Source organism: Streptomyces pyxinae (genome assembly GCF_024756275.1).
Classification (GTDB): domain Bacteria; phylum Actinomycetota; class Actinomycetes; order Streptomycetales; family Streptomycetaceae; genus Streptomyces; species Streptomyces pyxinae.
Window position 1 is genome coordinate 24,353 of sequence record NZ_JANUGQ010000023.1, and the last position, 13,250, is coordinate 37,602.

Annotated in this window: 14 protein-coding genes; 8 read left to right on the forward strand and 6 right to left on the reverse strand. The window is 74.6% G+C overall.

Going from position 1 to position 13,250, the window contains the following annotated elements; all coding sequences use genetic code 11:
• Nucleotides 1-59: 59 nt before the first annotated feature.
• The 7 genes from NX801_RS23085 (at nt 60) to NX801_RS23115 (ending at nt 7,051) form a co-directional block, all read left to right on the forward strand.
• Nucleotides 60-836: a thioesterase II family protein gene (locus tag NX801_RS23085; RefSeq protein WP_258789783.1), complete on the forward strand. Its 777-nt coding sequence runs from the start codon at nt 60-62 to the stop codon at nt 834-836.
• Nucleotides 837-948: 112 nt separating this feature from the next.
• Nucleotides 949-3,384 carry an ATP-binding protein gene (locus NX801_RS23090; RefSeq protein WP_258789784.1) on the forward strand — a complete coding sequence of 812 codons (2,436 nt, stop codon included), beginning with the start codon at nt 949-951 and terminating at the stop codon, nt 3,382-3,384.
• The gene (locus tag NX801_RS23095) at nt 3,369-4,055 is read left to right on the forward strand and encodes a response regulator (protein WP_258789785.1); all 687 of its coding nucleotides are present in this window, start codon (nt 3,369-3,371) and stop codon (nt 4,053-4,055) included. The genes NX801_RS23090 and NX801_RS23095 overlap by 16 nt, the downstream gene beginning before the upstream one ends.
• 37 nt (nt 4,056-4,092) lie before the next feature.
• Nucleotides 4,093-4,425, forward strand: coding sequence for an SCO4225 family membrane protein (locus NX801_RS23100; RefSeq protein ID WP_258789786.1), 333 nt, complete (start codon nt 4,093-4,095; stop codon nt 4,423-4,425).
• Between the two features lie 77 nt (nt 4,426-4,502).
• The gene (locus NX801_RS23105; RefSeq protein ID WP_258789787.1) at nt 4,503-4,910 is read left to right on the forward strand and encodes a nuclear transport factor 2 family protein; all 408 of its coding nucleotides are present in this window, start codon (nt 4,503-4,505) and stop codon (nt 4,908-4,910) included.
• A gap of 78 nt (nt 4,911-4,988) precedes the next feature.
• Nucleotides 4,989-6,533, forward strand: coding sequence for a DNA-3-methyladenine glycosylase 2 (locus NX801_RS23110; RefSeq protein WP_258789788.1), 1,545 nt, complete (start codon nt 4,989-4,991; stop codon nt 6,531-6,533).
• Complete coding sequence (locus NX801_RS23115; protein WP_258789789.1) at nt 6,530-7,051, forward strand: methylated-DNA--[protein]-cysteine S-methyltransferase; 522 nt, start codon at nt 6,530-6,532, stop codon at nt 7,049-7,051. The genes NX801_RS23110 and NX801_RS23115 overlap by 4 nt, the downstream gene beginning before the upstream one ends.
• A gap of 31 nt (nt 7,052-7,082) precedes the next feature.
• Here NX801_RS23115 and NX801_RS23120 read toward each other — a convergent pair whose 3' ends face one another.
• Nucleotides 7,083-7,817, reverse strand: a complete 735-nt coding sequence (locus tag NX801_RS23120) for an SIR2 family NAD-dependent protein deacylase (protein ID WP_258789790.1) — start codon at nt 7,815-7,817, stop codon at nt 7,083-7,085.
• A gap of 139 nt (nt 7,818-7,956) precedes the next feature.
• On the reverse strand, nt 7,957-8,454 hold the full coding sequence (locus tag NX801_RS23125; RefSeq protein WP_258789791.1) for an NUDIX domain-containing protein: 498 nt from the start codon (nt 8,452-8,454) through the stop codon (nt 7,957-7,959).
• A 114-nt stretch (nt 8,455-8,568) separates the two neighbouring features.
• Here NX801_RS23125 and NX801_RS23130 point away from each other — a divergent pair, with 114 nt between their 5' ends.
• The gene (locus NX801_RS23130) at nt 8,569-9,726 is read left to right on the forward strand and encodes a glycerate kinase (RefSeq protein ID WP_258789792.1); all 1,158 of its coding nucleotides are present in this window, start codon (nt 8,569-8,571) and stop codon (nt 9,724-9,726) included.
• Between the two features lie 81 nt (nt 9,727-9,807).
• Here NX801_RS23130 and pssA read toward each other — a convergent pair whose 3' ends face one another.
• The 4 genes from pssA to NX801_RS23150 form a co-directional block, all read right to left on the reverse strand.
• A complete protein-coding gene (pssA, locus tag NX801_RS23135) occupies nt 9,808-10,671 on the reverse strand; it encodes a CDP-diacylglycerol--serine O-phosphatidyltransferase (protein ID WP_258789793.1) in 864 nt (287 codons plus the stop codon).
• Nucleotides 10,658-11,314: a phosphatidylserine decarboxylase gene (locus NX801_RS23140; protein WP_258789794.1), complete on the reverse strand. Its 657-nt coding sequence runs from the start codon at nt 11,312-11,314 to the stop codon at nt 10,658-10,660. The genes pssA and NX801_RS23140 overlap by 14 nt, the downstream gene beginning before the upstream one ends.
• A 168-nt stretch (nt 11,315-11,482) precedes the next feature.
• A complete protein-coding gene (locus tag NX801_RS23145) occupies nt 11,483-12,688 on the reverse strand; it encodes an acyl-CoA dehydrogenase family protein (protein WP_258789795.1) in 1,206 nt (401 codons plus the stop codon).
• 4 nt (nt 12,689-12,692) lie between these two features.
• Nucleotides 12,693-13,247 carry a MaoC family dehydratase gene (locus NX801_RS23150; RefSeq protein WP_258789796.1) on the reverse strand — a complete coding sequence of 185 codons (555 nt, stop codon included), beginning with the start codon at nt 13,245-13,247 and terminating at the stop codon, nt 12,693-12,695.
• Nucleotides 13,248-13,250: the final 3 nt, after the last annotated feature.

Below are 13,250 nucleotides of genomic sequence, written 5' to 3' on the forward strand. Positions count from 1 at the left end.
GCCGGGTCGGACGGGCCCGGTGGAGTCGGTCCGCCCCGGCACCGGAAAGGAACGACTCCGTGAACTCCCCGCTCACCGAGGGCACCGAGGACAACGGCCGCTGGATCCGCAGGTTCCACCCGCGCCCCGACAGCCGTGTCCGGCTGGTCTGCCTCCCCCACGCGGGCGGCTCGGCCAGCTTCTACTTCCCGCTCTCCCGGGCCATGCCCGCCACCGTGGAGGTGCTCTGCGTGCAGTACCCGGGCCGCCAGGACCGCCGCACCGAACCGCTGCTGGACTCCGTACCGGCGCTCGCGGACCAGGTGTACGAGGCCCTGCTGCCCTGGACCGACCGGCCGCTCGCGCTGTTCGGCCACAGCATGGGCGCCTCCCTCGGCTACGAGGTCGCCCGGCGCCTGGAGCGGCGGCGGGACTTCGTGCCCACCGCTCTCTTCGCCTCCGGTCGCCGCGCCCCGTCCGCGTACCGCGCGGAGACCGTGCATCTGCGCGACGACGACGGCCTGGTCGAGGAGATGCGCGAGCTCAGCGGCACCGACCCCCAGCTGCTGGGCGACGAGGAGCTGCTGCGCATGATCCTCCCGGCCATCCGCGCCGACTACCGCGCCGCCGAGACCTACACCTGGGAGCCCGGTCCGCCGCTGCGCTGCCCCGTCACGAGCCTGATCGGTGACGACGACCCCAAGGTCACCAGGGACGAGGCCGCCGCCTGGTCGGCCCACACCGAAGGACCCTTCGCCCTGGAGGTCTTCCCCGGCGGCCACTTCTTCCTGGCCCGGCACCAGCCGGAGATCGTCCGTCTCCTGACCACCGGCCTGGAGACACCGGAACGCGTCTGACCACCGGCGCGGCGGGGGAGTTCCGGGGCCGGGCCTCTACCTCTGGTTGGAGACGGTTCTCCCTCTTCGGCCCGAGGGGAGCGGGAGCCCCCCGCCGTAGGCTCGGAGCATCATGATCCGAACCGATGGCCGACTGCCGCCCGCGCTCGTACTGCTCGCCCAGGCCGCGGTGTGGCCGGGCCCGGCACTGGCGTGCGGGGGAGCCGGGGTGGCCGCGGGCGAGCTGCTCGCGGCGGTGGTGCTGGGCGCGGTGATGACCACCGCGCTGCTGGTCCGCTCGTCGCACCCGGTGCCGGTGCTCGCGCTGACCGGCCTGGCCTGTGCGGTGGGCGCGGGCGCGCTGCCCGCCGGAGCGGTCGCCTTGTGGGGGACCGCCGGGGTCGCGCTCGCGCTGGGGGCGGTGGCCGTCGAACGGGACACCACGACCGCGGTGCTGTCCGCCGGCACCCTGGCCGCCTGGCAGGCACTGCACGGTGTCACCCTGCACGGTATCGGCGGACCGCACGGCCTCGACCTGGCGCTGACCGCCCTGCTCTACGCGGCCGCCTGCGGTGCCGGGATCCGGCTGCGGCGGTCCCGGGCGGCCGGCGCGGCGGCGGCCTGGCGGCTGAACCGTGTCCTGGCGGGCCGGCGCCGGCTGCCGGAGGCCGAGCGCGGGCGGATGGAGCGGGAGCTGCACGACGTGGCCGCACATCATCTGACGGCGGTCGTGGTCACCGTCGGCGCGGCGCTCGGCCTGCGCGAGCGGCGACCCGAACTGGCAGCCGAAGCACTGGAGTTCGCGATACGGACGGGCCGGGAGGCCGGGCAGGCGCTGAGCGCCGTGCACGCGCCCCGGCCCGCGCCGGAGACGGGGGCGGATCAGGCCGAACGGCTCCGTGCCCTGGCGGCGGGGATCGGCGGCCTCGGCCAGCCGGTCACCTGTGACCTCGAAGCCGTCCCGGACGGCGCCGCCGGGGAGGCCGCGTACGGCATCGTCCGCGAGGCACTGACCAACGCGGTACGCCATGCCCCCGGCGCCCCGACCTCGGTACGCTGCCGGGCCGACGGGGCCCGGGTGGAGATCACCGTCGACAACGGCCCGGCGCCCGGTGACCGTACTGGCTCCGCGCGTCCGGCGGCCGGCCTCGGCGGCGGGCGCGGCCACCGGCTGCTGCGCGAGCGGGCCCGCGAGGCGGGCGGCACACTCACCTCCGGACCTACCGGTGACGGCGGCTGGCGGGTACACGCCCTGCTGCCGGGCGGCGGCGCGACGGCACCGCCGCCGCCCGTCCCCCGGGCCCGCCGGGCGGCCCAGTTCACCGTCGCGGCGGGACTGTGCGTACAGCCGTTCGTGCCGGTCTTCCTGCCGCACGCCCACCCGCGGACGCCCGGCGCCACCGTCTCGGCCGGCGCTCTCCAGTCGCTGCTGGTCGTCGCCCAGGCCGTGGCGCTGCTCTGGCTGCGGCGCGCGCCCCTGGCGGCGCCCGGGGTGCTCTGCGCCCTGGCCGCGCTGTGGCCGGTGGCGACGGCCATGGGCGGGACGGCGGCGGGCCCGGTGGTGGTGCCCGCCGTACTGAGCGCCCTCGGTACCGGGACCGCACTCGCCCTGCTCACCGTGCGCGCGGCGGCCGGCGAGCCCCGTACCGGCCGGGCGCTCCCGGGGCGGCGCGCGGGAGCCGCCGGCGCCGCGGCCCATGCCGTGTCGCTGGCCGGGGGAGTGCTCGTCACCGGCGGCACCCCGGCCCGGGCGGGCGCGGCTGCGGGCACGGCCCTGCTGACGATCGCTCTGCTGCGGGGCGCGGGCGGCTGGTACGCCCGCCGGACCCGGCACCGCCGGGCGGCGTACGACGACCGGCTGGCCCGGTCCGTCGAGGACGGGGTGCGGGAGGCGTGGGCGGAGCGCCGGCGGATCACCACCGGCCTGGAGACGACCGTGCTCGACCGTACCGCCGCGATGGTCCGGACCGCCGAGGCGGGCGAACTCGCCGGCACGGCGGACCGGGCCCGCGAGGCGCTGGCCGCGATGCGGTCGCTGCTCGACACGGTCCACGACGACCGGGCGGGCGGCCGGAAGCCGGTCACCGACCGGGAGCTGGTGCCCCAGCCCACCCTGGGCGCCCTCGATCTGCTGGTCGGTCAGTACCGGGCGAGCGGCCGGCGGATCGAGGTCCGGTACACCGGCCGGGCCGCCGGACCGCTGTCCCCGCTGATCGACCTGACCGCCTACCGGGCCGCCGAGATCCTGCTCGCCGCGGGTGGCGAGGAGCCCGTCACCCTGGTGTTCGACCAGATCGGCGGCGGCCTGGCCCTGACCGCCACCGGAGTGCCCGCGGCCGTACGCCCCGCGGTCCGGGCACGGCTGACCGCCCGCACGGACCCGCTGGGCGGCACCCTCACCCTGTCCCGGACGGGCCCGGTACGGCTGCTGCTGCCCGCCACTCCCGCCACTCCCGCCGGGCCCTCGGCCCCCGACACCGTCGCCGCCACCGGGCCCTCGGCCCCGGGCACCGACACCGCTGCCCCGCCCCGGGGAGACCAGGAGGATCCGACATGTCCGTCACCGTGATGGTCGTGGACGACCAGAGCGTCGTCCGGGCCGGTTTCGCGGCCGTCATCGACGCCGAGCCGGATCTGACGGTGGTCGCGGAGGCCGGCGACGGTGCCGCCGCGATCCGGCGGGCGGCGGAGACCGCGCCCGATGTCGTCGTGATGGACGTCCGGATGCCCGAACTCGACGGCATCGCCGCCACCCGCATCCTCACCGGCCGGGAGAACGGCCCCCGGGTCCTGGTGCTGACCACCTTCGACCTGGACGCCTATGTCTTCGACGCGCTGCGGGCCGGCGCGTCCGGCTTTCTCCTCAAGGACGTCCACGCCGCCGAACTCCTGCACGCCATCCGGGTGGTGGCGGCCGGCGAGGCGGTCCTCGCACCCTCCGCGACCCGCCGGCTCATCGGCCACTACACCGCCGGCCCGGCCGGCGGCCGGCGGGCCACCGCCGACCAGGCCCACGCCCTGGAACGGCTGACCGAGCGCGAGCGGCTCGTCCTCACCCTGGTCGCATCGGGGCTCAACAACGCCGAGATCGCCGCCCAGTTGGCCATCACCGTGGGCACCGTCAAGTCCCATGTGAACGCGGTGCTGCGCAAGCTCGGCCTGCGCGACCGGGTACAGGCCACGATCCTCGCCTACGACCTGGGCCTCGCCCACCCCCAGCCACCGGCGCCCGCCCGATGACGGACCGGCCCCCACCCACGACAAGGAGCATCAGCCCATGACCGCCACCCGGCCCGCACCGGTACGGTTCCTCCGCGCCGCCCTGGGCAGCGTGCTCGCCCGCCTCTACCTCGCCGTCTGCGCGGGCCTGCTCGTCTGGGCCCTGGTGGTGAGCTCCCTCGACCAGCCGGACGCGTCGTTCGCCGGAGTGGTGCCGCTGTTCGCCACCGCGCCGGTGAGCCTGATCGTCATCCGGCTGCCCGACCATGTCCTCTCCATCGTCCTCGCGGTCGCGCTCGGCGCGCTGGTCAACGCCGTGCTGATCGGCTGGTGCGCCCGGACCCTGCGCCGGGGGCTGGACGACTCCCGCGGCTCCGGCCACCGGCCCTGACCGCGACCGGCGGCCGGCGGTCGACGGCCGGTGGCCGGTGGCCGCGAACATCCCTGCCACGAGAGAGAGCGAGAACGATGAGTGACCTGAGTGACCTGAGTGACCGGGACGCCGGTGTCCGGGCGGCCGAGAACTTCCTGAAGATCCTTCAGGCCCGGGACTGGCAGGCACTGGAGGTGCTGTTCGCCCCGGACATCACCTGGACCGTGCCCGGCTCCGGCCCCCTCTCCGGCACCGTGCGCGGTACGGCGGCGGCGGTGGCGCGCGCCCGGCTGATCGCCCGCCGGGGCGTACGGACCGAGCTGCTGCACCTGCTCACGGGGCGGCACGGAGTCGCGCTGATCCTGCACAACACCGCGACCGCCCCGGACGGACGGGTGCTGGACGAGCACCTGGCCGCCGTGCTCACGGTCCGGGACGGCGAGATCACCGCCATCGACAGCCATCTCTCCGACGTGGACGGCAAGGACCGCTTCTTCGACTGATCCCCCGGGAGGAAGGGCGAACGGCCATGTCGGGAAACCGCCAGCGCCGGACCCCGCCCGTGGCCGATGCTGTACGGCATGCACACCGACACCGAGCGCTGCGTCCGGGCCGTCCGCTCCCGGGACGCGCGCTTCGACGGCTGGTTCTTCACGGCCGTCCTCACCACCCGGATCTACTGCCGGCCCAGCTGCCCCGCCATGTCGCCCAAGGCCGAGAACATGACGTTCTACCCGAGCGCCGCCGCCTGCCGGCAGGCCGGGTTCCGCGCCTGCAAGCGCTGCCGGCCGGACACCTCGCCGGGCTCGCCGGAGTGGAACACCCGGGCCGACACCGTGGCCCGGGCCATGCGGCTGATCCAGGACGGAGTGGTCGACCGCGAGGGCGTCCCCGGGCTCGCCGCCCGGCTCGGCTACTCGCCCCGGCAGCTCGAACGCCGGCTCCGGGAGGAGCTCGGGGCCGGGCCGCTCGCCCTCGCCCGGGCCCAGCGCGCCCAGACCGCCCGGCTGCTCATCGAGACCTCGGACCTGCCGATGGCGGATGTCGCCTTCGGCTCCGGTTTCGCCTCGGTGCGCACCTTCAACGACACCGTGCGGGAGGTCTTCGGGCTCACCCCCGGCGAGCTGCGCGCCCGCGCCGCCGCCCGCCCCGCCGGGACCGGCCCCGCCGCCACCGGCACCCCGGGCGCGGTGGAGCTGCGGCTGCCCTACCGGGCGCCGCTCTGCCCCGACAACCTCTTCGGCCATCTCGCCGCCACCGCCGTACCGGGCGTGGAGGAGTGGCGGGACGGCGCCTACCGGCGCACCCTCGCGCTGCCGCACGGGTACGGCATCGTCGCCCTGAGCCCCCGCCCCGGCCACATCGCCTGCCGGCTCCACCTCACCGACCCGCGTGATCTGAGCCTCGCCATCGCCCGGTGCCGCCGGCTGCTGGACCTGGACGCCGACCCGGAGGCGGTGGACGAGCGGCTGCGCGCCGATCCGCTGCTCGCCCCGCTGGTCGGCCGGGCACCGGGCCGGCGGGTGCCGCGTACCGTGGACGCCGCCGAGTTCGCCGTACGGGCGGTGCTCGGCCAGCAGGTCTCCACCGCCGCCGCCCGCACCCACGCCGGGCGGCTGGTCACCGCCCACGGGACGCCGGTGACCGACCCCGGCGGCGGGCTCACCCACCTCTTCCCGGCGCCCGGGGCGCTCACCGCCCTCGACCCCGAGTCCCTCGCCCTGCCGCGCAGCCGCCGGGCCACCCTCACCACCCTGGTCGGCGCTCTGGCCGGCGGCACCCTGCGGCTCGGTCCGGACACCGGCTGGGACGAGGCCCGCGCCGGGCTCATGGCCCTGCCCGGCTTCGGTCCCTGGACCGTGGAGGTGATCGCCATGCGGGCGCTGGGCGACCCGGACGCCTTCCCCGCCACGGACCTGGGCGTCCGGCGCGCCGCCGCCAGGCTCGGACTGCCCGCCACCCCCGCCGCGCTCACCGCCCGCGCCGCCGCCTGGCGCCCCTGGCGCGCCTACGCCGTCCAGTACCTCTGGGCGACCGACGACCACCCCGTCAACCACCTGCCCGCCGGCCCCGGACACGCCGGAGCCCCCGGACCCGGACTCCCCGAAGGAGCGCGCGCGTCGTGAACCGCCGCCACACCGTCACCGACAGCCCCTACGGCCCGCTGACCCTGGTCGCCACCGACGCCGGACTCCGCGGCCTCTACATGACCGACCAGCGGCACCGGCCGCCCGAGGAGACCTTCGGCGACCCGGACCCCCGCCCGTTCACCGAGGCGATCCGCCAGCTCGGCGCCTACTTCGCGGGTGAGCTGACCGCCTTCCAGCTGCCCCTCGACCTGACGGGCACCCCGTTCCAGCGGCGGGTCTGGGAGCTGCTGCTGACCATCCCGTACGGCGAGACCCGTACGTACGGAGAACTCGCCGCGCTCCTCGGCAACCCCCACGCGTCCCGCGCGGTGGGACTCGCCAACGGCCGGAACCCGGTCGGCATCGTCGTCCCCTGCCACCGGGTGATCGGCACCGGCGGCGGCCTCACCGGCTACGGCGGCGGTCTGGACCGCAAGCGGCGGCTGCTCGCCTTCGAGAGCGGCGCCGGGGAGGCGGACACCCTCTTCGCGGCGGACTTCGGCCGGCCGCGCTGAGCCCCGGCGCGCACGCCGGGGGTACGGGCGCTCAGCCCACCCGTTCCTCCCGCAGCCGGGCCAGCAGCGCCGGGAGCGCGGTGCCGATCGGCTCCCGCACCACCTCGGCCGCCAGCTCGTCGTACGGGGTCGGCTCGGCGTTCACCACGATCAGCCGCGCCCCGTGCTCGGCGGCGATCCCGGCCAGCGAGGCGGCCGGCCGCACCTGGAGGGAGGAGCCGACCGCGCAGAACACCCCGGCCGCCTTGGCGATCGCCACCGCCTCGCCCAGCACCACCGGGTCGAGGCGCTCCCCGAACATCACCGTCGCGGACTTCAGGACGCCCCCGCACACCGGGCACGCCGGGTCGTCCTCGCCCGCCTCCACCCGGGCCAGCGCCTCCGCCATCGGCGCCCGCGCGGCGCACCCGGTGCAGACGGTCCACCGCCCGGTGCCGTGCAGCTCCAGCACCTTCCGGCCGGGCATCCCGGCGAGCTGGTGCAGCCCGTCCACGTTCTGGGTGAGCACCCGGACGGCGAACCCCGGCGCCCGCTCCAGCTCCGCCACGGCCCGGTGCGCCGCGTTCGGCTCCGCGAACCGGGCGGGGCTCTCCAGCCGCATTCGCCAGGCCCGGCGCCGGATCTCCGGATCGGTCATGTAGTAGTCGTACGTGACGAGCTTCTCCGCCTCCGGATCGCGCCGCCAGAGCCCGTTCGGCCCCCGGTAGTCGCTGATGCCCGAGTCCGTGGAGATCCCGGCTCCGCTGAGGATCGCGACGAGAGTCATACCGGGAGGCTAAGCGGGCGCCCGCCGCCCCCGCGAGCGGCTTTCCCGGCCCGCCGGCGGGTCCGGACAGAGACCCGGCGCGGAGCGGCCGGTGCCGGACCCCGGGGCCCGGGCCCGGTCCGTACGGGCCGGGGGCCGCTCAGCCGCCGTGCGGGCGCCGTCCGTCCTCCAGCTCCACCGCGCCGCCGCCGTCCGCCAGCGCCTCCAGCGCGACCAGCACCCGCCGGCCCCGGGCACCCAGCAGATGCCCCGCCACCTCCGGGGGCTCCACCAGCTTCCAGGAGAGCAACTCCGACTCCTGGAGCCGGATCGCGCCGAGCTGCTCCGGGGCGAGCACCCCGCCGTCGTAGACGTACGCGACGAGCGGCGGACGTCCCTCACCCGGGGCCCAGTCCACCGTGAGCAGCCGGCCCGGCACCACGTCGAGGCCGATCTCCTCCAGCGTCTCCCGCCGGGCCGCCTGCCGGGGCGTCTCGCCCCGGTCCGACTCGACGGTCCCGCCGGGCAGCGCCCAGCCCTCCCGGTAGTTCGGCTCCACGAGCAGCACCCGGCCGCCGCCGTCCCGGAAGAGCGTGGCGGCCCCGGCGAGGACCTTCGGGAGCCCGGCGACATAGGTGGCGAAGTCGGTGTCCGTCATGGTGATCAGCCTACGGGCGGGCCCGGGTTCGGGAAGGGGGGTGGCCCCGGTCACCGCCCGCGGATAGGGTCGGCCCCGGCGCGACTGCCTGTTCGAACAGCAAGGGATACGAGAGTGACGGACGGAGCAGTGAGCAAGGCCGCGCGGGTGCTCGTGGCGGCTGACAAGTTCAAGGGGTCCCTCACGGCCGCCCAGGTCGCGGAGCGGGTGACGGCCGGGATCCGGCGGGCCGTCCCGGACGCCGAGGTGACGGCCCTGCCGGTCGCGGACGGCGGGGACGGTACGGTCGCCGCCGCGCTCGCCGCCGGCTTCGAGCGGCGCGAGGTCCGGGTGACCGGGCCGCTGGGCACGCCGGTCACCGCCGGGTACGCGCTGCGCGGGCCCACCGCGGTGGTTGAGATGGCCGAGGCGTCCGGACTCCAGCGGCTGCCGGAGGGCGTCCGCGCCCCGCTGACCGCCACCACCCGCGGCTCCGGGGAGCTGCTGCGCGCCGCCCTCGACGCGGGCGCCCGCACGGTCGTCCTCGGGGTCGGCGGCAGCGCCACCACGGACGGCGGCGCCGGCATGCTGACCGCGCTCGGCGCCCGGTTCCTGGCCGCGGACGGCACCCCGGTCGGCCCCGGCGGCGGCGGGCTGCGCGAGCTGGCCACGGCCGACCTCTCCGCCCTGGACCCCCGCTTCCGGGACGTGGAGCTGGTCCTCGCCGGCGACGTCGACAACCCGCTGACCGGACCCACCGGGGCGCCCGCCGTCTACGGTCCGCAGAAGGGCGCCTCCCCGGCGGACGTGGCCGCGCTGGACGCCGCCCTCGCCCACTTCGCCCGGGTCCTGGCCGGCCCCCTGGGCCCGCGCGCCACCGAGCTGGCCGGCGCCCCGGGCGCGGGCGCGGCGGGCGGCATCGGCTACGGCGCCCTGGTGGGCCTCGGCGCCCGGTTCCGGCCCGGCATCGAGGTGATGCTCGACGTCCTGGGCTTCGCCCCGGCCCTGGCCCGCGCCACCCTGGTGGTCACCGGCGAGGGCTCGCTCGACCGCCAGACCCTGCACGGCAAGGCCCCGGCCGGGGTCGCCGCCGCCGCCCGCGCGGCCGGCGTGGACTGCGTCGCCGTCTGCGGCCGGCTCGCCCTCCCGCCCGAGGCCCTGGAGCGGGCCGGCATCCGCCGCGCCTACCCCCTCTCCGCCCTGGAACCCGACCCGGCCGTGTCGATGGCCCGGGCCGGAGAACTGCTGGAGCGGGTGGCGGAGCGGCTGGCGCGGGAGTGGCTCGCCTCTTGAGGAGTCCCGTGCGACGCCACAGCGCCCCCGGCCACGAGAAGTGGCCGGGGGCGCTGGTGGTGAGGTTCCGTCCCCGTGCTGCTACGGCAGCTGTGCGGCTCGCGCCGCGCGGCTTTCGCGGCGGTTGTCGCGGAAGGTGTTCACCCGCCTGGCGGTTGCGAAGAGCGGGATCACCGCACCCAGCACCACCTGAAGCGCGCAGCCGGTCTGGAGCAGCAGCTGTCCGCCGGGGGCGTCGAAGGCCCAGGCCGCCAGCATGCCCATGGCGCCGACGATCCAGCTGAGCATCGCCACCGCCAGCACCCCGCGCGGCTTCGGGTACTCGACCCGGCTCACCATCAGCCAGGCCGTACCGATGATGGCCAGCAGCGTCGGGACGAAGGGCAGCTCCAGGAGCACGATCGAGACGACCGTCAGCGCGCCGAAGGGGCTCGGCATGCCCTGGAACATGCCGTCCTTCATGGTGACGCAGCTGAATCTGGCGAGCCGTAGCACCACCGCGAGCAGCACCACGATGGCGGCCACCGCGGAGACCCGCTGGTGCGCGTCGTCCGCGACCATCCCGTAGACCAGCACGAAGTACGCCGGGGCCAGACCGAAGCTGATCAGGTCCGACAGGTTGTCCAGCTCGGCGCCCATCGGGGAACTGCGCAGCTTGCGGGCGACCAGTCCGTCGAACAGGTCGAAGACCGCCGCGCAGAGCATCAGGATCACCGCGGTGGCGGCCGAGTGCCGGGCCATGCCGGACTCGTCGCTGCCGGTGAGGTGCGGGATCAGGATGCCCGTGGTGGTGAAGTACACCGCCATGAAGCCGCAGGTGGCGTTGCCCAGGGTGAGGGTGTCCGCTATCGAGAGCCGCAGCGAGAGCGGCATCTCCTCGGCCTCCTCGGCGGGCTCGGCCTCGGGCGCCCAGTCGGCGCGTGTGTCGGGATCAATCACGGTCAATTCGAGTCACCCCCGCGGTGGTGGCCTGCCCGACCTCGACGGCGACCTCGACACCCTCCGGGAGGTAGATGTCGACCCGCGAGCCGAAGCGGATCAGGCCGATGCGCTCGCCCTGCTCGACCTTGGTGCCCTGCGGGACGTAGGGCACGATGCGCCGGGCCACGGCGCCCGCGATCTGCACCATCTCGATGTCACCGAGCTCGGTGTCGAAGTGCCAGACAACGCGCTCGTTGTTCTCGCTCTCCTTGTTGAACGCCGGGACGAACCCGCCGGGCACATGCTCGACGGAGGTCACCGTGCCCGCCAGCGGCGCGCGGTTGACGTGCACGTTCAGCGGGCTCATGAAGATGGCGACCCGCGTCCGTCCGTCCTTCCACGGCATGATGCTCTGCACCACGCCGTCGGCGGGGGAGATGACCCTGCCCTGCGCGATCTCGCGCTCGGGGTCGCGGAAGAACCACAGCATGCCGGCCGCGAGCGCGGTGGCCGGCACAGCGATCGCCCGGGCGCGGTTGGAACGCCGCGAACGGGCAAGACTGAGAGCGGCGGTGGCGACGGTCGGCAGGAGCCACGGCGATGCTCCGCGAGCGATGCGTGCGCCGGAGAGGCTGTCGCGAGGTGCAGAGGTTTGGCTGTGGGGCATGAATGACCTTCGTAGCGGATGATGCCGCGCGGATGCGGGGGACGGCGGCGTTTCGGCGATGCTATCGGTTGCGGGCCGCAACTGGGCAAGCCAGAAGCCGAGTCGGCGGCCGGAAGATGATGACAGGGTGTGATCTTCTTCGCGGCCGAACCCACCCAAACGCGACAATCACCCCTGGAATCGGTACTCCTCCAGCAACCGACGCCCAATGATCATTTTCTGGATCTCGGCGGTACCTTCACCGATGAGCAGCATGGGTGCCTCCCGGTAGAGGCGCTCGATCTCGTACTCCTTCGAGAACCCGTAGCCGCCATGGATACGGAAGGCGTCCTCGACGACCTCCTTGCAGTATTCGGAGGCGAGGTACTTCGCCATCCCTGCTTCCAGGTCGTTTCGCTGCCCGGAGTCCTTTTTGCGTGCTGCGTTCACCATCATCGCATGGGCCGCCTCCACCTTGGTAGCCATCTCGGCCAACTTGAACTGGATGGCCTGGTGCTGGGCGATGGCCTTCCCGAAAGTGTGACGTTGCTGGGCATAGGAGACGCCCAGCTCGAAGGCACGCTGCGCGACCCCGCAGCCACGGGCGGCCACATTGACCCGGCCGACCTCGACGCCGTCCATCATTTGGTAAAACCCTCGGCCGGTGGTGCCGCCGAGGACCCGATTGGCCGGAATGCGCAGTCCGTCCATGATGAGCTCGGTGGTGTCGACCCCCTTGTAGCCCATCTTGTCGATCTTCCCGGGGATGGTGAGCCCGGGGCGGACCTCCCCGAAGCCCGGCTCCTTCTCCACCAGGAAGGTGGTCATCGACTTGTGCGGGGCGGTGCCCTCGGGGTGTCCTTCGTCACTCCGCACCAGCACGGCGACGAGCGTGGAAGTGCCGCCGTTGGTCAGCCACATCTTCTGGCCGTTCAGGACGTATTCGTCACCGTCCCGGACCGCCTTGGAGGTGATGGCCGACACATCCGAGCCGAGCGCCGGCTCCGACATGGAGAACGCGCCCCGCACCTCGCCCGCCGCCATCCGGGGGAGGAAGGTGTCCTTCTGCTCCTGGGTGCCGTGCTGCTTGAGCATGTACGCCACGATGAAGTGGGTGTTGATGATCCCGGAGACGGACATCCAGCCCCGGGCGATCTCCTCCACGCACAGCGCGTAGGTGAGCAGCGACTCCCCGAGGCCGCCGTACTCCTCGGGGATCATCAGCCCGAAGAGCCCCAGCTCCTTGAGCCCGTCCACGATCTCCTGGGGGTACTCGTCCCGGTGCTCCAGATCGGTGGCGACCGGGATGATCTCCTTGTCGACGAAGTCCCGGACCGTGGACACGATCTCCTGCTGGACCTCGGTGAGACCGTGGGTCTGCGCGAGTCGGCTCATGGCGTCACTTCTCCGGGGAGGTGGTCTCGGGGGCGGACCCGGCGGCGGGGGGCGGGGAGGCGGGCACGGCCGGGCGGCCGGGCTGCTCGCCGCCGCGCTCCTTGACGTACGTCTCGGTGGGGACCATCACCTTGCGGCGGAAGACGCAGACCAGCGTCCCGTCCTGCTTGTGGCCCCGGGTCTCCACTTGGACGATGCCCCGGTCCGGCCTGGAGCGCGAGGGCGTCTTGCCGAGCACCGTCGTCTCGCCGTAGATGGTGTCGCCGTGGAAGGTGGGCGCCACGTGCCGCAGCGACTCGACCTCCAGATTGGCGATCGCCTTCCCGGAGACGTCCGGCACCGACATGCCGAGCAGCAGCGAGTAGACGTAGTTGCCCACCACCACGTTCTTGCCGAAGTCGGTCGTCCGTTCGGCGTAATTGGCGTCCAGGTGGAGCGGGTGGTGGTTCATGGTGAGCAGACAGAAGAGGTGGTCGTCGTACTCGGTGACCGTCTTGCCGGGCCAGTGCTTGTAGACCGCGCCGACCTCGAACTCCTCGTAGGTGCGTCCGAACTGCATGGT

Bases quoted from the DNA above. Each gene is read 5' to 3' on its own strand.
- NX801_RS23090 (WP_258789784.1), top strand. From the start codon at position 949: ATGATCCGAACCGATGGCCGACTGCCGCCCGCGCTCGTACTGCTCGCC.
- NX801_RS23095 (WP_258789785.1), top strand. From the start codon at position 3,369: ATGTCCGTCACCGTGATGGTCGTGGACGACCAGAGCGTCGTCCGGGCC.
- NX801_RS23100 (WP_258789786.1), top strand. From the start codon at position 4,093: ATGACCGCCACCCGGCCCGCACCGGTACGGTTCCTCCGCGCCGCCCTG.
- NX801_RS23105 (WP_258789787.1), top strand. From the start codon at position 4,503: ATGAGTGACCTGAGTGACCTGAGTGACCGGGACGCCGGTGTCCGGGCG.
- NX801_RS23110 (WP_258789788.1), top strand. From the start codon at position 4,989: ATGCACACCGACACCGAGCGCTGCGTCCGGGCCGTCCGCTCCCGGGAC.
- NX801_RS23120 (WP_258789790.1), bottom strand. From the start codon at position 7,817: ATGACTCTCGTCGCGATCCTCAGCGGAGCCGGGATCTCCACGGACTCG.
- NX801_RS23125 (WP_258789791.1), bottom strand. From the start codon at position 8,454: ATGACGGACACCGACTTCGCCACCTATGTCGCCGGGCTCCCGAAGGTC.
- NX801_RS23140 (WP_258789794.1), bottom strand. From the start codon at position 11,314: ATGCCCCACAGCCAAACCTCTGCACCTCGCGACAGCCTCTCCGGCGCA.
- NX801_RS23145 (WP_258789795.1), bottom strand. From the start codon at position 12,688: ATGAGCCGACTCGCGCAGACCCACGGTCTCACCGAGGTCCAGCAGGAG.
- NX801_RS23150 (WP_258789796.1), bottom strand. From the start codon at position 13,247: ATGCAGTTCGGACGCACCTACGAGGAGTTCGAGGTCGGCGCGGTCTAC.